General features: G+C 44.5%; 26 protein-coding genes. 23 read left to right on the top strand and 3 right to left on the bottom strand.

Annotation, left to right across the window (positions count from 1 at the left end):
- Nucleotides 1-41: 41 nt before the first annotated feature.
- Complete coding sequence (locus NSS75_RS12615; protein WP_339233276.1) at nt 42-266, top strand: YqkE family protein; 225 nt, start codon at nt 42-44, stop codon at nt 264-266.
- A 29-nt stretch (nt 267-295) separates the two neighbouring features.
- Here the strand turns inward: NSS75_RS12615 and NSS75_RS12610 are convergent, their stop codons facing one another.
- Both NSS75_RS12610 and mciZ read right to left on the bottom strand, forming a co-directional pair.
- Nucleotides 296-1,216 (bottom strand): aldo/keto reductase, encoded by a 921-nt coding sequence (locus tag NSS75_RS12610; protein ID WP_339233274.1) that lies wholly within the window; start codon nt 1,214-1,216, stop codon nt 296-298.
- 63 nt (nt 1,217-1,279) lie between these two features.
- Nucleotides 1,280-1,402 (bottom strand): Z-ring formation inhibitor MciZ, encoded by a 123-nt coding sequence (gene mciZ, locus NSS75_RS12605; RefSeq protein WP_024121940.1) that lies wholly within the window; start codon nt 1,400-1,402, stop codon nt 1,280-1,282.
- Nucleotides 1,403-1,475: 73 nt separating this feature from the next.
- Between mciZ and nudF the strand changes: the two genes are divergently transcribed.
- Complete coding sequence (gene nudF / locus NSS75_RS12600; RefSeq protein WP_038954217.1) at nt 1,476-2,027, top strand: ADP-ribose pyrophosphatase; 552 nt, start codon at nt 1,476-1,478, stop codon at nt 2,025-2,027.
- A gap of 2 nt (nt 2,028-2,029) precedes the next feature.
- Nucleotides 2,030-3,193 (top strand): TIGR00375 family protein, encoded by a 1,164-nt coding sequence (locus NSS75_RS12595; protein ID WP_339233270.1) that lies wholly within the window; start codon nt 2,030-2,032, stop codon nt 3,191-3,193.
- Between the two features lie 7 nt (nt 3,194-3,200).
- Here NSS75_RS12595 and NSS75_RS12590 read toward each other — a convergent pair whose 3' ends face one another.
- On the bottom strand, nt 3,201-3,551 hold the full coding sequence (locus tag NSS75_RS12590; RefSeq protein ID WP_024121939.1) for a helix-turn-helix transcriptional regulator: 351 nt from the start codon (nt 3,549-3,551) through the stop codon (nt 3,201-3,203).
- A gap of 182 nt (nt 3,552-3,733) precedes the next feature.
- On the opposite strand from NSS75_RS12590, the gene ansA reads away from it, so the two are divergent.
- The 20 genes from ansA to spoVAE all read left to right on the top strand — a co-directional run bounded on the left by ansA (nt 3,734) and on the right by spoVAE (nt 20,145).
- On the top strand, nt 3,734-4,723 hold the full coding sequence (gene ansA / locus NSS75_RS12585; RefSeq protein WP_216394043.1) for an asparaginase: 990 nt from the start codon (nt 3,734-3,736) through the stop codon (nt 4,721-4,723).
- Nucleotides 4,724-4,768: 45 nt separating this feature from the next.
- Nucleotides 4,769-6,196, top strand: a complete 1,428-nt coding sequence (gene aspA / locus NSS75_RS12580) for an aspartate ammonia-lyase (RefSeq protein ID WP_010334814.1) — start codon at nt 4,769-4,771, stop codon at nt 6,194-6,196.
- 140 nt (nt 6,197-6,336) lie between these two features.
- Entirely contained in the window at nt 6,337-7,743 is a 1,407-nt protein-coding gene (gene mleN / locus NSS75_RS12575; RefSeq protein WP_024121936.1) for a malate-H+/Na+-lactate antiporter MleN, read from the top strand.
- A 15-nt stretch (nt 7,744-7,758) separates the two neighbouring features.
- Nucleotides 7,759-9,081, top strand: coding sequence for an NAD-dependent malic enzyme (locus NSS75_RS12570; protein ID WP_024121935.1), 1,323 nt, complete (start codon nt 7,759-7,761; stop codon nt 9,079-9,081).
- Nucleotides 9,082-9,195: 114 nt separating this feature from the next.
- Nucleotides 9,196-9,417 carry a hypothetical protein gene (locus NSS75_RS12565; protein WP_339233266.1) on the top strand — a complete coding sequence of 74 codons (222 nt, stop codon included), beginning with the start codon at nt 9,196-9,198 and terminating at the stop codon, nt 9,415-9,417.
- Between the two features lie 97 nt (nt 9,418-9,514).
- Nucleotides 9,515-10,159: a stage II sporulation protein M gene (gene spoIIM / locus NSS75_RS12560; RefSeq protein ID WP_024121933.1), complete on the top strand. Its 645-nt coding sequence runs from the start codon at nt 9,515-9,517 to the stop codon at nt 10,157-10,159.
- 112 nt (nt 10,160-10,271) lie between these two features.
- Complete coding sequence (gene fur, locus NSS75_RS12555) at nt 10,272-10,721, top strand: ferric iron uptake transcriptional regulator (RefSeq protein ID WP_024121932.1); 450 nt, start codon at nt 10,272-10,274, stop codon at nt 10,719-10,721.
- Nucleotides 10,722-10,845: 124 nt separating this feature from the next.
- A complete protein-coding gene (locus NSS75_RS12550; protein WP_010334808.1) occupies nt 10,846-11,073 on the top strand; it encodes a YqzK family protein in 228 nt (75 codons plus the stop codon).
- A 7-nt stretch (nt 11,074-11,080) separates the two neighbouring features.
- Complete coding sequence (gene xerD, locus NSS75_RS12545) at nt 11,081-11,971, top strand: site-specific tyrosine recombinase XerD (protein ID WP_095713215.1); 891 nt, start codon at nt 11,081-11,083, stop codon at nt 11,969-11,971.
- A gap of 161 nt (nt 11,972-12,132) precedes the next feature.
- On the top strand, nt 12,133-13,317 hold the full coding sequence (deoB, locus tag NSS75_RS12540; RefSeq protein WP_024121929.1) for a phosphopentomutase: 1,185 nt from the start codon (nt 12,133-12,135) through the stop codon (nt 13,315-13,317).
- 12 nt (nt 13,318-13,329) lie between these two features.
- On the top strand, nt 13,330-14,145 hold the full coding sequence (locus tag NSS75_RS12535; RefSeq protein ID WP_339233263.1) for a purine nucleoside phosphorylase I, inosine and guanosine-specific: 816 nt from the start codon (nt 13,330-13,332) through the stop codon (nt 14,143-14,145).
- Nucleotides 14,146-14,302: 157 nt separating this feature from the next.
- The gene (locus NSS75_RS12530; protein WP_105991705.1) at nt 14,303-15,472 is read left to right on the top strand and encodes a D-alanyl-D-alanine carboxypeptidase family protein; all 1,170 of its coding nucleotides are present in this window, start codon (nt 14,303-14,305) and stop codon (nt 15,470-15,472) included.
- 95 nt (nt 15,473-15,567) lie between these two features.
- Nucleotides 15,568-15,921 carry an anti-sigma F factor antagonist gene (spoIIAA, locus tag NSS75_RS12525; protein ID WP_010334804.1) on the top strand — a complete coding sequence of 118 codons (354 nt, stop codon included), beginning with the start codon at nt 15,568-15,570 and terminating at the stop codon, nt 15,919-15,921.
- Complete coding sequence (gene spoIIAB / locus NSS75_RS12520; protein ID WP_010334803.1) at nt 15,918-16,358, top strand: anti-sigma F factor; 441 nt, start codon at nt 15,918-15,920, stop codon at nt 16,356-16,358. Before spoIIAA ends, spoIIAB begins: the two co-directional genes overlap by 4 nt.
- An 11-nt stretch (nt 16,359-16,369) precedes the next feature.
- Nucleotides 16,370-17,137, top strand: a complete 768-nt coding sequence (gene sigF, locus NSS75_RS12515) for an RNA polymerase sporulation sigma factor SigF (protein WP_024121925.1) — start codon at nt 16,370-16,372, stop codon at nt 17,135-17,137.
- A 127-nt stretch (nt 17,138-17,264) separates the two neighbouring features.
- Entirely contained in the window at nt 17,265-17,885 is a 621-nt protein-coding gene (spoVAA, locus tag NSS75_RS12510) for a stage V sporulation protein SpoVAA (RefSeq protein WP_044154790.1), read from the top strand.
- The gene (spoVAB, locus tag NSS75_RS12505) at nt 17,875-18,300 is read left to right on the top strand and encodes a stage V sporulation protein SpoVAB (RefSeq protein ID WP_024121923.1); all 426 of its coding nucleotides are present in this window, start codon (nt 17,875-17,877) and stop codon (nt 18,298-18,300) included. Before spoVAA ends, spoVAB begins: the two co-directional genes overlap by 11 nt.
- 12 nt (nt 18,301-18,312) lie before the next feature.
- On the top strand, nt 18,313-18,765 hold the full coding sequence (spoVAC, locus tag NSS75_RS12500; protein WP_024121922.1) for a stage V sporulation protein AC: 453 nt from the start codon (nt 18,313-18,315) through the stop codon (nt 18,763-18,765).
- Nucleotides 18,766-18,777: 12 nt separating this feature from the next.
- Complete coding sequence (gene spoVAD, locus NSS75_RS12495; RefSeq protein WP_024121921.1) at nt 18,778-19,794, top strand: stage V sporulation protein AD; 1,017 nt, start codon at nt 18,778-18,780, stop codon at nt 19,792-19,794.
- Entirely contained in the window at nt 19,795-20,145 is a 351-nt protein-coding gene (gene spoVAE, locus NSS75_RS12490; RefSeq protein WP_003230467.1) for a stage V sporulation protein AE, read from the top strand.
- The last annotated feature ends 2 nt before the right edge of the window (nt 20,146-20,147 follow it).

Here is a 20,147-nt window from a genome sequence, read left to right as displayed (position 1 = left end):
ATGATAAACTGGCTTCAAAACAAAACACGGGGGAAGCGAGCATGAAAAAACAAAAATCCACTGACAAACACCAGTTAAAAGACGACCTTCAATCCGATATAAAAGAAAAGCTGATGCAGATAAAAAGCCAATTGAAGGAAGAGGATCAGGAGAGACAGAAAAGAGAAAAAGCAGAACAGATCAGAAAGAAAAAGGAGATCGAAAAAAACAAAAGCTTTGAACAGCTCCTCGATGAAAGCCAGCTCGATTGGCATCAATACAAATAAACCAGCACCCGGTCAGGTGCTGGTTTTCTTTATGAACGGTGCGCTTCGTAAACGTCTTGTTTCGTATGAGATTGGAGCGCTTTGATTTCCTCTTCACTTAAACGCCGTGCGTTTGCAGCATGAACGTTTTCCCGTAACTGCTCAATCTTACTGGCGCCTGTAATCACTGAGGCGACAGCAGGCTGTGCTAACAGATACTGCAGCGACTTTTCTGTCATGGACAGATCTGGCGCGACATTCTCCATCGCTTTGCGGGCATTTGTCAGTGTCTCAAACGAATAGGATAAGTACCCGTTTTGTTTGATACTGTCAGCCGTTTGTTCAAGCGGTTTCTCAGTCAGCAGCCCTTTAGCGACCGGGCCCCTGGCAACGACACTGATCTGATGTTCCTCTAAAAACGGGAGCCATTCCTCCGGCCGTCTGTCAAACAGGCTGAATTGCATCATAATGCTGACGATGTTTGACTTTTTCACATATTCTTTAATGACGTTCGGGCGAATAGAAGAAATTCCATAATAACGAATGACACCTTCTTGTTTTAATTCTTCAAATGCTTCAATCGTTTCATCAATGTTATCTTCTATTGTGCCGCCGTGAAGCTGATACAGGTCGATATAATCCGTTTTCAGACGTGACAAGCTCTTTTTCACAGCTTCTTTTATGTAAGCTTTTGAAGGGTCCCAATACCAGCCTTCACTTTCGTCACTCCAGCGGTTTCCGGCTTTTGTGGCCAAAATAATATCCTGGCGTCTGTTTTGAATCGCTTCGCCGACGATTTCTTCATTGCGGCCGCGGTCATACAAATCAGCTGTGTCCAGATAGTTGATGCCAAGCTCAATGGCTTCATCAAGGATCGACAGCGCTTTATTTTTTTCGGTTCCAAGGGACATACAGCCAAATCCGACTTCGCTTATTTCTAAATCAGATGAACCTAGTTTGCGCTTTCTCATGTGCACACTCCTTTTTTTAGGCTTTGTAATGACCGTAATATAAAGGAGCGGAGTTTTCAACTTTTACGGCTCGGAAACCCAATCTTTCACATACCGGAATGTGCGCCCGTATTCCTTGAGCTTCGCCCGCACCTCCCACGCTTTTCCCACTAAAACGACGCCCTTTTGCATACGGTACACTTTCATAAAGAAGCCCCCTTTTCTCTAGTATGATAAAATGTATGGGGCATGATATAGAGACAGAACGGGAGATGAAGAAATGAAACACTTAGAAGAAAAAACAATTGCTAAAGAACAGATTTTTTCGGGTAAAGTTATTGATCTTTATGTAGAGGACGTCGAGCTCCCAAACGGAAAAACGAGTAAACGCGAAATTGTAAAACACCCGGGTGCGGTAGCGGTGCTGGCTGTCACAGACGAAGGGAAAATCATAATGGTGAAACAATTCCGGAAGCCGCTGGAGCGGACGATCGTTGAAATACCGGCCGGAAAGCTGGAAAAAGGAGAAGAGCCGGAGTATACGGCGCTTCGGGAGCTGGAAGAAGAAACAGGCTACACAGCGAAAAAGCTGACTAAAATCACAGCATTCTATACATCGCCCGGTTTTGCCGATGAAATTGTTCACCTTTTTCTTGCGGAAGAGCTGTCTGTGCTTGAAGAAAAACGGGAGCTTGATGAGGACGAGTTTGTTGAAGTGATGGAGGTGACGCTTGAAGACGCACTGAAGCTGGTTGAGTCGCGTGAGGTATATGACGCAAAAACAGCCTATGCGATTCAATATCTTCAGCTGAAAGAAGCGCTGCAAGCATAAAAATGAAAAAGATTTACGCGGATTTACACATTCATATCGGCCGGACCTATACAGGAAGGGCTGTCAAAATAACAGGTGCAAAAACCCTGACGCTGGACCGGATTTTGGTTGAGGCCAGTGAATATAAAGGAATTGAACTTCTCGGGATTATTGACTGCCATTCCCCGGAAGTCATAATAGAGCTTGAGGAAGGCATTGCTTCAGGCAGGTATCACGAGCTTGAGGGCGGCGGAATCCGTTATCGCAGCACAACTCTTTTATTGGGAAGCGAGCTGGAGATTTACGATGAAGCCTGCAGCGGGCCGATTCATGTGCTCGCTTTTATGCCGACACTCGCTGATATGAAACAATTTTCAGCCTGGCTTTCAGCGCGGATGAAAAATATTCACTTAAGCTCGCAGCGGATATACGAAACAGGCTTGAACCTTCAAAAAAAAGTAAAGGAAATGGGCGGATTGTTTATCCCCGCCCATATTTTCACGCCCCACAAAAGCTTGTACGGAGAAGGGGTTAAGTCAAGTTTAACTGAGGTTTTTGATCCTTCTATGATAGATGCGGTTGAGCTTGGTTTAAGCTGTGACACACCTATGGCTTCACGGGTTTCCGAATTAAATAAATATTCATTTTTAACAAATTCTGATGCGCATTCCTTAGGGAAGATCGGCAGAGAATATAATGAAATATATGTGCAGTCAGCTGATTTTTCTGAGTTTGCTCTTGCATTAAAGGGGCAGGACAACAGGAAAATTACTGCAAATTACGGATTAGATCCGCTGTTGGGGAAGTATTATCAAACGGCTTGTGAAGTATGCAGGGAGCGTACAGTGAGCGGGGCAACGGCGTGCGCGGAATGCGGAAGTGCCAGATTGACAAAGGGTGTCAGCGAAAGACTGCGCGAACTGAGTGATCAGTCTGGAAAAGGCATAACGCGTCCTAGATATGTCCATCAGATACCGCTGCAATTTGTTCCGGGTGTCGGACCGAAAACCCTGGACAAGCTGAAGACTGCCTTTGGCACAGAAATGGCTGTTCTCCATGAGACTTCAGAGGAGGATCTGGCTCGGGTTGTTCCGCCGAAAACCGCCGCTCTTATTGTGAAAGCGAGGTCAGGAAAGCTTGAACTGAAAGCCGGAGGAGGAGGAACCTACGGGAAAGTTAAGTCGTGAGTGAAAATTAACTCAGTTCCTCCTGGACTTTTCTCTTTGTCCGGATAAAGGTGATCAGCTGTATAATTTCGTCTTCAGACAGCGGCTTGCCGTCAACAGCAATATCAATGTCAAGGCTGCTCCACGTGGTCAATTCAATGGTCTGAGGAGCAGTCTGCTTTTGCTTTGGGCGGCCTAAGAGGTCATCGCAAGTTGTGTCAAAAAGGTCTGCCAGCATTGCCAGCGCCTCAAGTGAAGGACGGCGGTAGCCGGACTCGTATCCCGCGTATGTGCTTTTTGCGATGCCCAGGAGGTCAGCCGTATATTGAAGCGACCAATTTTTCTTTTTTCTCAATTCAGTTAAACGATCTAAATTCATGGACTTCCGCTCCTTTTTCAACTTGAGCTGATTATATCATATAGGTATTCGGAAGTGTACGCGAATTGAATAATAATGTCTTGCGTATTTTATTTTCCGTGTCTATAATTGCATTAAAAGTATGCGAAAAGCGAATGCCTTCTCGCAAACCCATCTTTAGATATAGTGAAGAGGTGTATGGTATGAAAAAATTATTGATGTTGACAACTGGGGGAACGATCGCTTCAGTTGAAGGGGAAAACGGGCTTGCCCCGGGGGTGAAGGCTGACGAGTTGTTAAGTTACGTATCAAAACTTGATAACGATTACACGATGGAAACCCAATCGCTTATGAATATAGACAGCACCAATATGCAGCCTGAATACTGGGTAGAGATAGCGGAAGCCGTTAAGGAAAATTATGAGGCCTATGACGGGTTTGTTATTACCCATGGTACAGATACAATGGCCTATACATCTGCCGCATTATCTTATATGCTGCAGCATGCTAAAAAGCCGATTGTGATTACAGGCTCGCAAATTCCGATTACCTTTCAAAAGACAGACGCCAAAAAAAATATTACAGATGCCATTCGCTTTGCCTGTGAAGGCGTAGGTGGGGTTTATGTTGTGTTTGACGGCAGAGTCATTCAAGGAACACGTGCGATCAAGTTAAGAACGAAAAGCTATGACGCGTTTGAAAGCATCAATTATCCATATATCGCTTTTATTACAGAAGACGGGATTGAATACAACAAACAAGTAACGGAACCTGAGAACGACTCCTTCACGGTTGACACGTCACTATGCACAGATGTTTGTCTGCTTAAGCTGCATCCGGGCTTAAAGCCGGAAATGCTGGACGCTCTGAAAAGCATGTACAAAGGAATTGTCATCGAAAGTTATGGCAGCGGAGGCGTTCCGTTTGAAGGCAGAGACATTTTGTCCAAAGTAAATGAGCTGATTGAAAGCGGCATCGTTGTCGTCATTACGACTCAATGCTTGGAAGAAGGCGAAGATATGAGTATTTACGAAGTCGGCCGCAGAGTCAATCAGGACTTGATTATCCGCTCAAGAAACATGAACACTGAAGCAATCGTTCCTAAATTAATGTGGGCACTCGGCCAATCGTCAGATCTGCCGGTCGTAAAAAGAATTATGGAAACACCGATTGCCGATGACGTTGTCCTGTAAAAAAGCTAAAACTATAACCATTATAGAGAAAGTAGGTTAAAGATTATGTTAAACGGCCAAAAAGAATACCGCGTGGAAAAAGATTTCCTTGGAGAAAAACAAATTGAAGCAGATGTCTATTACGGCATCCAAACGCTGCGTGCTTCAGAAAACTTTCCGATTACGGGATATAAAATCCATGAAGAAATGATTAACGCGCTGGCGATTGTAAAAAAAGCTGCCGCTCTTGCAAACATGGATGTAAAACGGTTGTATGAAGGAATTGGCCAAGCTATCGTACAAGCCGCAGACGAGATTCTGGAAGGCAAGTGGCACGACCAGTTTATCGTCGATCCGATTCAAGGTGGCGCTGGTACATCCATGAACATGAATGCGAACGAGGTCATCGGAAACCGCGCGCTCGAAATCATGGGTCATAAAAAGGGAGAATACATCCACTTAAGCCCTAACACACACGTTAATATGTCACAGTCAACAAACGATGTGTTTCCGACAGCCATTCATATTTCTACACTGAATCTGTTGGAAAAACTGCTTAAGACGATGGAAGACATGCATGGTGTGTTTAAACAAAAAGCGCAGGAATTTGATTCTGTCATTAAAATGGGACGGACTCACCTCCAAGACGCTGTTCCGATTCGTCTCGGCCAGGAATTTGAAGCATACAGCCGTGTTCTTGAGCGTGATATTAAACGCATTAAACAATCCCGGCAGCACCTGTATGAAGTCAACATGGGCGCTACTGCAGTCGGCACTGGCCTGAACGCCGATCCGGAATATATCAAACAAGTCGTTAAACACCTTGCTGATATTAGCGGACTGCCTCTTGTCGGCGCTGACCATCTTGTCGATGCAACGCAAAATACAGATGCTTACACAGAAGTTTCTGCATCATTAAAAGTCTGCATGATGAACATGTCGAAGATCGCAAACGACCTTCGTTTAATGGCATCGGGACCACGCGCCGGACTTGCGGAGATTTCTCTGCCTGCCCGCCAGCCGGGATCTTCCATCATGCCGGGTAAAGTCAATCCGGTTATGGCGGAGCTCATTAACCAAATTGCGTTCCAGGTGATTGGAAACGATAATACCATCTGCCTAGCTTCAGAAGCAGGTCAGCTTGAGTTAAACGTTATGGAGCCAGTGCTCGTCTTTAATCTGCTGCAATCAATCAGCATTATGAACAATGGTTTCCGTTCCTTCACTGACTATTGCTTAAAAGGCATCGAAGCTAATGAAAAACGCTTGAAACAATACGTAGAAAAAAGCGCTGGCGTTATTACCGCTGTGAATCCGCATCTTGGTTATGAAGCGGCTGCCCGAATCGCCAGGGAAGCGATTATGACAGGCCAATCTGTCCGTGATCTTTGCCTTCAGCATGATGTGCTGACAGAAGAAGAATTGGATATCATTTTAAATCCATACGAGATGACAAAGCCAGGGATTGCTGGAAAAGAGCTATTAGAAAAATAAAATTTAAACAAAATACAGCTTATTCACCTCTGGATAGCCGGTGAATAAGCTGTTTACAAGCATAGGGATGAGGAAGTATAGTATACGTGTTGCACTATTTATTGAAAGCGTTTTAGCTTTTTCATTAAGGGGGACTTCTTTTGAAGGATGTAAGATTGCCAACACTATTTGAAATTATTATCGTACTAGGAGCATTTTTAGCACTTGTTCTGTCGTTTACAGTCTTTTTAGACTTGCCAATACAGCTAGCGCTTTTTGTTTCTTGGTTTATTGCAATGATTCTCGGAATCAGACTGGGTTATTCATATAAAGATCTGCAAAACGCGATTGTTCATGGGATATCTAATGGTCTTGAAGCTGTTCTGATTCTCGTTTCAGTCGGAGCGCTCATTGGAACATGGATTGCCGGAGGCGTCGTGCCGACCTTGATTTATTATGGATTAGAATTTATTCATCCTAGTATCTTTTTACTCGCAACATTAATTATTTGTTCTATTATGTCTGTGGCAACAGGAACGTCATGGGGAACAGTAGGAACAGCCGGCATCGCCATGATCGCAATTGGTGAAGGCCTCGGAATCCCGCTTCCTCTTGTAGCTGGAGCCATTCTTTCCGGAGCTTACTTCGGGGACAAGCTGTCTCCTCTGTCTGACAGCACAGTCCTGGCTTCTTCATTATCAAAAGTGGATGTATTGGCTCACGTCAGAGCGATGCTTTATTTATCAATACCAGCATATGTGATTACGGCTATTCTCTTTACAGCTGTTGGATTTATGTACGGCGGGAAAAATATTGATCTCGACAAAGTTGAATTTTTGAAATCTTCATTGCAGAATACATTTGACATTCATATTTGGATGCTGATTCCGGCTGTTGTCGTAATCGTCTTATTAGCGATGAAAAAGCCCTCTATGCCGGTTATCGTAATTGGTGCATTGCTTGGGGCTGCTTGGGCTGCTATTTTCCAAGGCATGAATATCGCCGATGCGATTGCAACTGCGTACAACGGATTCTCTATTAAAACAGATGTTGAGTTTTTAAACGGCCTCTTAAACCGCGGAGGCATCGTCGGTATGCTTGACTCTCTCGTCGTGATTATCTTTGGTCTCGGCTTTGGCGGATTGCTTGAAAAACTCGGTGTATTAAAAGTGATTGTCTCTACTTTTGAAAAGAAATTAACATCAGCAGGCAATGTGACATTATCTACGCTGATTGTAGCATTTTTGGCGAACATCTTCGGGTGTGCCATGTATGTATCTCTTATTTTGACACCGAAGATTATGGAAGACAGCTATGACCGTTTGCATCTGGACAGAAGAGTTCTATCCCGTAATTCAGAGGTCGGGGGAACTTTGACTTCAGGTATGGTCCCTTGGTCTGATAACGGCATTTACATGGCCGGGATTTTAGGAGTTTCTACCTTCTCTTATCTGCCATTTATGTGGCTCAGTTTTGTCGCAATAGGTCTTGCCATTATCTATGGTTATACAGGAAAATGTATATGGTATACGAAAAACGATACAGCTCAAGCTGAAAAACTAGGCTAAGGGGAGGATCACTGAATGATAGCGAAACACATGATTCGGACACTGATGATAGAAACGCCTTCGGTTCCCGGAAATCTCGGAAGAGTGGCTACAGCAATCGGCCTTCTGGGCGGAGACATTGGTGATGTGGAGACGGTAAAAGTCGGACCCAATTACACGATGCGCAATATTACTGTACAAGTGGAAAATGAAGAACAGCTTCAGGAAGTGATCATGGCTGTTCAGGCTCTTGGCGAAGGGATCAGGCTTCACACGGTATCTGATGAAGTCCTGTCTGCTCATGAAGGCGGAAAAATCCAAATGAAAAGCAAAATGCCAATCCGTTCGCTGGCAGAGCTCGGGCGTGTCTATACCCCAGGTGTAGCAGACGTCTGCAGACTGATCGAGAAAGAACCTCAGAAGGCTGATATCTACACAACAATCAGCAACTCGGTCGCAATTGTAACCGATGGAACAGCGATTCTCGGCCTTGGTAACATCGGCTCTGTGGCGGGAATGCCTGTTATGGAAGGAAAGGCAGCGCTGTTTGATCAGCTGGCAGGGATCAGCGGTATCCCGATTTTGCTGGATACAAGTGATCCTGAAGAAATCATCAATACGGTAAAACATATTTCACCAGGATTTAACGGCATCCTGCTTGAGGATATCGGGTCACCGCATTGCTTCGAAATTGAAGATCGCCTAAAAGAGGAGCTCAATATCCCTGTCATGCACGATGATCAGCATGGGACAGCTGTCGTCACGCTGGCAGCTGCCATTTCGGCATGTAAAAGCGCGGGCGTTGACTTGAAAGAAGCAAAAGTGGGGCAGATCGGCCTCGGCGCAGCGGGCGTAGCCATCTGCCGGATGTTTATGGCTTACGGCGTCAAAGCTGTATGCGGTACAGACAAATCAGAGGCGGCGATGAGTCGTCTTGAGCAATACGGCGGACAGACAGCTGACAGCATCGAAGAGTTAATGGGAACATGTGATATTGTCATTGCCACAACAGGAGTTCCTGGTTTAATTAAACCTGAATTCGTACGATCTGGTCAGGTCATATTGGCATTATCCAATCCGAAGCCGGAAATTGAGCCTGAGGCTGCTTTGCAGGCCGGCGCAGCGTATGCAGCTGACGGGCGGTCTGTGAATAATGTGCTTGGCTTCCCGGGTATATTCAGAGGAGCACTGAATGCCAAAAGCAAGGAGATCAATCACGATATGCTTGTGGCAGCAGCAGAGGCCATTGCAGCCTGCACAAAGCCAGGCGATGTGGTTCCGCAGCCGCTGGATTCAAAGGTCCATCACGAAGTGACAGCCGCCGTTGAACGCGCAGCTCTTACAGCGGTCAAACATTAAAATGAAAACAGCACCTGGCACGACAGGTGCTGTTTTTTTCTGACAGATTCAAAACATTTTAATAACATGTTCCATTTGCTATCATGAACCAAAATGAAACAGGGAGTGGTCAGCATGGCAAAAAGCCGAGCGAAAAGAAAACGGGAGCATCTGCTTAGAAACAGCGGACGGGACGCCTTATTATCAAGAGGCAGTTCTCCATCCTTCAGCACCCATGAAAGAATGACAAAAAGCAAAAAAGACATATTGAATAAAAGAAAGCATAAACACAAAAATCCTTATGATCATAATGCCTTTGATGATAGGGTTTTTTTTATGCCCGAAACAGCCGCCTAGCAATCTCTATCGTTTCTTTTTGAAAAAGAGCATGTTTTTTCGTTTCTTTCATACAATCTATTAAATCAAATCAATAGAGCGGGCGGGAGGAAACGATATGCGGAAAATTTCTTATAAGGACATGTTTCTCGGGCATGTAAAGGATCATCTCTCTCTTTATATATTTGTGTCTGTCCTGTTTTTCATGGGTGTGATTTTTGGCGCTATTATTGTCAACAGCATGACGATCAGTCAGAAAGAAGATTTATATTATTATTTAAGCCAATTTTTCGGACAGCTATCAGACGGAAAGCAGGCCAGCTCATCCGATATGTTTTGGCAAAGCATTTTTCATAATGTAAAGTATTTAGGGCTGATGTGGATTTTAGGCATTTCTGTGATTGGTATGCCGATCATTTTCATTATGATTTTTCTAAAAGGAATTGTTGTCGGATTTACTGTGGGATTTCTCGTCAACCAGATGGGAATCAGCGGTTTTTTCTTATCCTTTGTCTCGGTTTTGCCGCAAAATGTGCTGCTTATTCCGGCTTACCTCATTATGGGCACGTGTGCGATTGCATTTTCTTTAAAGCTGATCAGGCAGCTGTTCGTCAAACGAAGTCTGCATGATGCGCCGATCCAGTGGTTCGGGCGGTATGCTGTTGTTCTCCTGATCATTTTATTTTTAGCGCTGATCTCGTCTCTCTTTGAAGCATACATGTCGCCTGTTTTGATGGAAAAGCTGACATCGCGACTTTTTTAAAAATATTATTAAAAGAAAATCATTTTATTTATCAGTTTATAATAATTATAGTTGGAACTCCGCGCTTATTTTGTTATAATGAGTCATGGAATGCGGCGTAGGAGGGAAAGACATGGAAAACCGTATTGATCGAATTAAGAAACAGCTGCACTCATCCAGCTACAAACTTACGCCTCAGCGTGAAGCGACAGTAAGAGTGCTGCTTGAAAACGAAGAAGACCATTTAAGCGCAGAAGATGTATACCTCCTCGTAAAAGAGAAATCTCCTGAGATCGGTCTCGCAACAGTATACCGTACGCTTGAATTACTAACTGAATTAAAAGTCGTTGATAAAATTAACTTTGGAGACGGCGTGTCCCGTTACGATCTTCGTAAGGAGGGGGCAGCTCACTTTCATCATCACTTGGTGTGCATGGAGTGCGGAGCCGTTGATGAAATTGAAGAAGATTTGCTTGAAGACGTAGAAGAAGTCATTGAACGTGATTGGAAATTTAAGATCAAAGATCATAGATTGACGTTTCACGGCATTTGCCACCGCTGTAACGGAAAAGAAACTGAATAGACGATGCCGGGCTCGAACCTTTTCTCTTGGGGAAAGGGTTTTTTGCTGTTTCGACGTATAATTCCTTTCTGATTTGGCATATGGTTTAAATAACTGGAACCATAGAGAAAGGATCGATTGGGACATGGGAAGATTCCTGAAAACGGCTGTTGATACATTGAAGGTTTTTATTCTGTTCACAGGTTTTACCGCTCTCTTCTATTATGCTATGATATGGGTAAATCAAGAGTATGAAAACTATCATCGGTACGATAAACCGGAAGGCTCTGCCGTAAAAGTTGTTGAAATGGATGCGGAAGAAAAAGGCGGATGGTTTGACCGGTTAATCTTTTTTTACCAAAATGGGGAGTAGATCTAGAGTGAAAGATCAAATAAAGGATTTCATCCACTATGTCATGGTAGAGAGAGGGCTTTCTCAAAATACGGTGGTCTCCTATGAGCGTGACTTGAAAAGCTATTCTCTTTATTTAACAGAAACCCTTCATATCAATAATTGGAACGATGTGACCCGTATACATATTATCCAATATTTGAAGCACTTGAAAGACTCGGGGAAATCCGGAAAGACATCAGCGCGGCATTTGGCATCGATTCGCTCTTTTCATCAATTTCTGCTTAGGGAAAAGGTGACGGACAAAGACCCTTCCGTACATATCGAAACACAAAAAACAGAACGGACGCTTCCGAAGGTGCTGGCGCTGAACGAGGTTGAGCGGCTGTTGGACACGCCCAAGCTTACGAGTCCTTTTGGCTATCGGGATAAAGCGATGCTGGAGCTGCTCTACGCCACAGGTATCCGAGTCAGTGAAATGATTGAATTGAAAACGACAGATGTCCATTTGTCAATGGGATTTGTCCGCTGCTTCGGAAAAGGAAGGAAAGAGCGGATTGTGCCGATCGGTGAAACCGCTGCTTCTGCTATTGAAGAATATATGATGAAAGCCAGGGGGAAACTGCTGAAGAACAAAGTGTCTGACGCACTCTTTTTAAATCATCACGGCAAGCAGATCAGCCGCCAGGGGTTTTGGAAAAATCTGAAGAAAATCGCGCTCGAAGCCGGAATCAAAAAAGAGCTCACCCCGCATACACTCAGGCATTCCTTTGCAACGCATCTGCTTGAAAACGGGGCTGATTTAAGAGCGGTGCAGGAAATGCTCGGCCATGCGGATATATCTACGACGCAAATCTATACGCATGTGACGAAAACAAGGCTGAAGGATGTGTACAAGCAGTACCATCCGCGTGCCTAGCCGCAGCAGGCTGCGGCTTTTTTCTTTAGGCCAGACAGAAAATAATGAAGTTTCTCATTATTTTCAAATGCATTGTCAACAGGAATGAAAACGGTTTATACTTGAGTTGTCAGACCTCTAGGCGATACAATAGACGTATAGAAAAAAAGGAGGCTTTTATGATGCCTGCATACAAATATAATCGCGTGTTTTTAATCGTAATGGATTCAGTCGGAATTGGCGAAGCGCCTGATGCCGCCGACTTTAATGACGTAGGCGCCAATACGCTCGGGCATATTGCCGAGCACATGAACGGATTACATATGCCGAATATGGCAAAACTCGGCCTTGGCCTTATTGGTGATATCAAGGGCGTTGAAAAAACAGAACAGCCGCTCGCGTACTTTGGAAAAATGCAAGAAGCGTCAAACGGCAAAGATACAATGACAGGCCATTGGGAGATCATGGGCTTATACATTGATAAACCGTTTAAAGTGTTCCCTGAAGGCTTTCCTGATGAACTGCTTCAGGAGCTTGAGAAAAGATCGGGCCGCAAAATTATTGGAAACAAGCCGGCTTCTGGCACAGCTATTTTGGATGAACTCGGCAAAGAGCATATGGAGACAGGCGCTTTAATTGTGTACACTTCAGCTGACTCTGTTCTGCAAATTGCCGCTCACGAAGAAGTTGTTCCGCTTGAAGAACTGTACCGCATTTGTGAAACGGCGAGAGAGCTGACGCTTGATCCGAAATATATGGTAGGCCGTATTATCGCACGGCCGTTCGTCGGCGAGCCGGGACATTTCAAACGGACGCCAAACCGCCACGACTATGCGCTTAAGCCGTTTGACCGCACTGTGATGAATGAATTGAAAGACAGTGGCTTAGATGTCATTTCAATCGGAAAAATTTCTGATATTTATGATGGAGAAGGAATTACATCTTCCCGCAGAACGGTATCCAATATGGATGGAATGGACAAGGTGGTTGACACGCTCGGAGAAGACTTTACGGGTCTGAGCTTTGCAAACCTTGTTGATTTTGACGCCTTATACGGCCATCGCCGTGATCCGGAGGGCTACGGACGCGCGCTTGAAGAATTTGATGCTCGTCTTCCGGAAGTATTCGAACAAATGAAAGAAGATGATCTGTTAATCATTACAGCCGATCACGGCAATGATCCGATTCATCACGGAACAGACCATACACGTGAGTATGTGCCGATTCTTGCATACAGCAAAAAACATGAGAAAGCGCAAATGCTGCCGCTCGCAGATACATTTGCCGATATCGGAGCAACCATCGCCGATAACTTCCAAACAAAAAAACCGAAATACGGTAAAAGCTTTTTATCTTTATTACAATAGGGGGACTGTTTCTTGAAAAACAGAATCGAACGCGCAGCCGCTTTTATTCAACAAAACTTGCCTGAATCACCAAAGATCGGCCTTATTTTAGGCTCAGGTCTTGGTATTTTGGCTGATGAAATCGAAAATCCTGTTAAGCTGAAATATGAGGATATCCCGGAATTCCCGGTATCAACGGTTGAGGGACACGCCGGACAGCTTGTGCTTGGCACACTTGAGGGAGTTACCGTCATCGCCATGCAGGGCCGCTTTCATTTCTATGAAGGCTATTCAATGGAAAAAGTCACTTTTCCTGTTCGCGTCATGAAAGCGCTCGGAGTCGAGGCTTTGATCGTGACAAATGCGGCAGGGGGCGTAAACACTGAATTCCGTGCGGGAGACTTAATGATCATTACAGATCACATTAACTTTATGGGGACAAACCCATTAATCGGGCCAAACGAAGCAGATTTCGGCGCCAGATTTCCTGATATGTCTTCAGCCTATGATAAAGATCTATCCAGCCTGGCTGAAAAAATGGCGAAAGACCTTAACATTCCAATTCAAAAAGGTGTGTATACCGCTGTGACAGGTCCTTCCTACGAAACACCGGCGGAAGTGCGCTTTTTAAGAACAATGGGTTCTGATGCAGTCGGCATGTCTACCGTACCGGAAGTGATTGTGGCAAACCATGCGGGTCTCCGCGTACTCGGCATTTCCTGCATTTCGAACGCAGCAGCCGGAATTTTGGATCAGCCTTTATCTCACGATGAGGTCATGGAAGTGACAGAAAAGGTGAAAGCCGGATTCTTGCAGCTTGTGAAAGCGGTAGTTGCTAAGTACGAATAAAAATGGAATTTAGAAAAAATAAGAAGACAGCTGTTTCTAATCGAAACAGCTGTCTTTTTTTATGTCGAAAAAGTCCCGAAACATTTTCCAACAGTGGTGTATAAAACCATTCAGCTTGGAAAAAATAAAAAGGATTATGAAATGGAGGGCTTTTGAGATGAAACGTCTTTTATCCACTTTGTTGATTGGTATGATGCTGCTTACATTTGCACCGTCCGCATTTGCAAAACAAGACGGAAAACATACATCGGAGCTTGCTCATGAAGCCAAGTCTGCGGTGCTGATTGAACGTGATACTGGAAAAGTGCTTTACAACAAGAACAGCCGTGAGAGACTGGCGCCTGCAAGCATGACAAAAATCATGACGATGCTTTTAATCATGGAAGCCTTAGACGAAGGAAAAATCAAGATGAGTGATAAGGTCCGTACGAGCGAACATGCTGCTTCAATGGGCGGATCACAGATTTTCCTTGAGCCCGGGGAGGAAATGACAGTTACAGAAATGCTGAAGGGCATTGCGATTGCATCAGGAAATGACGCATCCGTAGCGATGGCTGAATTTATTTCAGGCTCCGAGGATGAATTTGTGAAAAAAATGAACAAAAAAGCGAAAGAGCTGGGTTTAAAAGATACATCCTTTAAAAACCCGACCGGCTTGACTGAGGAAGGGCATTACAGCTCGGCTTATGACATGGCAATTATGGCTAAGGAATTATTGAAATATGAATCAATCACCAAGTTTACAGGTACGTATGAGGATTATTTACGTGAAAACACAGATAAAAAGTTTTGGTTAGTGAATACAAATAGGCTTATCAAATTTTATCCCGGTGTAGACGGCGTAAAAACAGGCTATACAGGAGAAGCGAAATACTGCCTGACCGCTTCGGCTAAAAAAGGGAACATGCGGGCGATTGCCGTTGTGTTCGGGGCAAGCACACCTAAGGAAAGAAATGCGCAAGTCACAAAGATGCTTGATTATGCTTTCAGCCAATATGAGACACATCCTTTATACAAACGAAATGAAACGGTAGCAAAAGCAAAGGTCAAAAAAGGCAAACAAAAAGTGATAGAACTCACCACTTCTGAGCCGATTTCTGTATTGACGAAAAAAGGCGAGGATATGAAACATGTGAAAAAAGAAATTAAAATGAACAACAATGTAAGCGCTCCGGTTCAAAAGGGCCAAGAGCTTGGCACGCTGGTGTTGAAGAAGGACGGAAAAGTGCTTGCTGAAAGTCCTGTCGTCGCTAAAGATGATATGGAAAAAGCCGGATACTTAACGTTTTTAAAGAGGGCAATGGGAGATTGGACAAAATTTAAGTAATTATGCCGAATGATCACTAGTTTTGTCACGGTGAAGGAATTCATTCCTGCGAAATCGAAACACTCATTATCCGATCATATCAAGGAGGAATGAGCATGAGCCTTGGAATTGACATGCATGTCAAAGAATCAGTGCTTTGTATTCGATTAACAGGCGAACTCGATCACCATACGGCTGAAACGCTGAAACAAAAAGTAACGGAATCATTGGAAAAGGATGATATTCGTCATATCGTGCTGAATCTGGAGGACCTTTCCTTTATGGACAGCTCGGGGCTTGGCGTTATTTTAGGCAGATACAAACAAATTAAGCAAATTGGCGGGGAAATGGTCGTTTGCGCCATCTCTCCGGCAGTGAAACGGCTGTTTGATATGTCTGGCCTGTTTAAAATTATTCGTTTTGAACAATCTGAGCAGCAGGCACTGCTCACGCTGGGGGTGGCATCATGAAAAATGAAATGCACCTTGAATTTTCTGCTCTCAGCCAAAATGAATCGTTTGCGCGTGTGACAGTTGCTTCATTTATTGCACAGCTTGACCCGACCATGGATGAACTCACCGAGATCAAAACCGTGGTGTCAGAAGCGGTGACGAATGCCATCATCCATGGGTACGAAGAAAATGGCGACGGAAAAGTATATATTTCGGTGACGCTGGAAGATCATGTCGTATATATGACCATCCGTGATGAAGGGCTCGGCATTACAGATTTGGAAGAAGCCCGGCAGCCTTTATTCACAACAAAGCCTGAGCTGGAGCGTTCTGGAATGGGCTTTACCATTATGGAAAATTTCATGGATGATGTCAGTATCGATTCATCACCCGAAATGGGGACGACGATTCGCTTAACAAAGCACTTATCAAAAAGCAAAGCGCTTTGTAATTAAGGAGATTTGTTATGGATGTGGAGGTTAAGAAAAACGGTAAGAACGCTCAGTTGAAGGACCATGAAGTAAAAGAATTAATCAAACAGAGCCAAGATGGCGACCAGCAGGCAAGAGACCTCCTCATAGAAAAAAACATGCGTCTTGTTTGGTCTGTCGTACAGCGGTTTTTAAACAGAGGATATGAGCCTGATGACCTCTTTCAGATTGGCTGCATCGGGCTGTTAAAATCTGTTGATAAATTTGATTTAACCTATGATGTGCGCTTCTCGACATATGCAGTGCCGATGATTATCGGCGAAATCCAGCGTTTTATCCGTGATGACGGAACTGTCAAGGTGTCAAGATCATTAAAAGAGCTTGGCAACAAAATCCGCCGAGCGAAAGATGAACTTTCAAAAACACTGGGCAGGGTGCCGACCGTACAGGAAATCGCCGAACACTTGGAAATTGAAGCTGAAGATGTCGTGCTTGCCCAAGAGGCAGTAAGAGCCCCGTCTTCGATTCATGAGACAGTTTATGAAAATGACGGAGATCCGATTACCCTACTTGACCAAATCGCCGATAACTCAGAAGAGAAATGGTTTGATAAAATTGCGCTGAAAGAAGCCATAAGCGATTTAGAAGAAAGGGAAAAATTAATCGTCTATCTTCGGTATTATAAAGATCAGACGCAGTCAGAAGTTGCTGAGCGGCTGGGGATATCTCAGGTGCAGGTATCCAGGCTTGAAAAGAAAATATTAAAGCAAATCAAGGTTCAAATGGATCATACGGAAAGCTAGTCTGTCACTGCAGGCTGGCTTTTTGTTTTGCAAAAGTGTGGTAATTTATGGTCTTTTCAAGCGGATGAATGAGAACAAAATCGAACCACATACTACATATATAACCACCGAAAGATGGTGATCAATGATGGAACGACGACTATTTATCAGGCTTCGCCACCGCGTTTTGGCACATCCGGGGGATATCATAACGGTCGGGGATGCCGCGCAAATAGAAGGGCAGCATCAGCTGAAAAAGAAACTGTCGGCTATGCCGCTGTATCAGGTGAGCGAAAAAGATAAAAATATCGTAATTCTGGATATCATAAAAGTGCTCAAAGCCATTTATCAGCAGGATCCCACACTTGATGTTCAAACTGTGGGCGGAGCTGAAACCATTGTTGAAATTCAGTATCAGAAACGGCACATATCAACCGTTCTTTTTATTGGTGTCTGGCTGCTGCTGTTTATCGGATCGTGCCTCGCCATCATGAACTTCCATGAGGATGTCAGCATGGGAGATGTTCATATTGCGCTATATGAAATCATAACCGGAGAGCGGAATGACTATCCATATTTACTTCAAATCCCTTACAGCATCGGTTTGGGACTGGGGATGATTGTGTTTTTTAACCACATTTTTAAAAAGCGCCTCAATGAAGAGCCCAGCCCGCTGGAGGTTGAAATGTTTAACTATCAGCTTGATCTCGATCAATATGTGGCCATGCATGAAAATGAAGAAACAATAAAGGACCTGCATGATCGTTAGTGTATTGTTCATCATTTTTGTCGGGCTCGGCGGAGGCATCACAGTCGGGGCAGGTTTCGTGGCTTTTTTAACCGTGATGGGAATCATTCCGCGTCTGATGCAGCTCACCAAAACGATGAGATTTGTTCAAGCTTATGAAGCGGCTGTTATTCTCGGTGCGGTTTGCGGGGGCTGGGAAACACTTCATATGCACCATCTCTTTTTATCAAAGTGGATTGCCGTGCCGGTCGGGCTGTTGGCCGGAGTATTTGTCGGGATGCTTGCAGCCGCGCTGACAGAAGTGTTAAATGTCCTGCCGATCTTGGCTAAACGAATCGGCCTCAGAAGTAAAATCATTATTCTATTAATGGCCATTGTCATTGGAAAAATCGCGGGATCTTTATTTCATTGGCTGTATTTTATTCATCATTCATAGGGAGGTTTCAATATGACAAACATAAAAGAAAACTACAAATCAAAAGTAAAAACATATCAGCCAAAGCCGCCTTACGTATGGAACTGTGTAAAAGCCTTTCTTGTAGGCGGTTTGATCTGCATGATCGGACAAGGTCTGCAGAATTTTTATATCCATTTTTTTGATTTTAACGAAAAAACAGCAGGAAACCCTACGGCGGCAACGCTGATCCTATTGTCAGCGTTGCTCACCGGATTCGGCATTTATGACAGAATCGGTCAGTTTGCAGGCGCAGGATCAGCTGTACCTGTCACCGGCTTTGCCAACAGTATGGCAAGCGCGGCTCTTGAGTATAAAAGCGAAGGTTTAGTATTGGGAGTAGCGACAAACATGTTTAAACTGGCGGGAAACGTCATCGTATTCGGTGTTGTGGCTGCTTACATCGTCGGAATGATTCGGTTTGCTTTTGAGAAACTGATGTCATAGGAGGAGAAAGAAATGAAATTAACAGGAAAGCAAACCTGGGTGTTTGAGCATCCCTTATTTGTCAATGCAGCGGGAACAGCAGTAGGGCCTAAGGAAAAAGACGGTCCGCTCGGGTCTTTATATGATAAAACCTATGACGACATGCACTGTAATCAAAAAAGCTGGGAAATGGCTGAAAGGCAGCTAATGGAGGACGCCATCAATACCGTGCTGCAAAAAAACAATTTGAAAAAAGATGATATTGATCTTTTGCTTGCAGGCGATCTGTTGAATCAAAATGTCACAGCCAACTATGTGGCAAGGCATCTGAAAATCCCGTTTCTTTGCATGTTTGGCGCATGCTCAACATCAATGGAAACAGTTGCTGTTGCATCTGCCTTAGTCGACGGCGGATTTGCAAATCGGGCGATTGCTGCTACAAGCAGTCACAATGCCACAGCCGAAAGACAGTTCCGCTATCCGACGGAATACGGCGGGCAAAAACCGGATACTGCGACATCTACTGTAACTGGGAGCGGTGCGGTTGTTATCAGTCAGACACCGAGTGATATTCAAATTACAAGTGCAACTATAGGGAAGGTAGCTGACTTAGGAATTACCGACCCGTTTGATATGGGATCAGCCATGGCTCCTGCTGCTGCTGATACCATTAAACAGCACTTTCAAGACATGAACCGCACAGCAGACGATTACGATCTGATCCTGACGGGAGACCTTTCCGGCGTCGGATCTCCTATTGTCAAAGATATCTTGAAAGAAGAGGGATATCCGGTCGGCACAAAACATGATGATTGCGGGCTTCTGATTTACACTCCGGATCAGCAGGTGTTTGCCGGAGGAAGCGGCTGCGCTTGTTCCGCGGTTGTAACCTACTCACATATTTTCAAGCAGCTGAAAGAAGGAAAATTAAACCGTGTGTTTGTAGTAGCAACCGGGGCGCTGTTAAGCCCGACTATGATCCAGCAAAAACAAACCATTCCGACCATCGCACACGGGGTTGTATTTGAACGTGCAGGAGGTGCATCTTAAGTGGACTATCTTTTGGCTTTTGTTTGCGGAGGCGCCATTTGTATTGTCGGGCAGCTGCTGCTGGACATATTTAAATTGACGCCTGCCCACGTCATGACATCCTTTGTCGTCATCGGGGCGATTTTAGATGGTTTTGGCATTTACGATAAATTTATTGAGTTTGCTGGAGGAGGCGCCACGGTTCCGATTGTCAGCTTTGGCCACAGCCTTCTGCACGGTGCCATGCATCAAGCGCATATACACGGATTTATCGGAATCGGTATGGGGATATTCGAGCTGACATCTGCCGGTATCTCAGCCGCCATTCTATTCGCCTTTATCGTCGCTGTTATTTTTAAACCGAAAGGATAATG

This window comes from Bacillus sp. FSL K6-1012, assembly GCF_037964915.1.
GTDB lineage: Bacteria > Bacillota > Bacilli > Bacillales > Bacillaceae > Bacillus > Bacillus halotolerans.
Note: the sequence above shows the minus strand (reverse complement) of the source record. Positions and strands in the feature narration are given on the sequence as shown.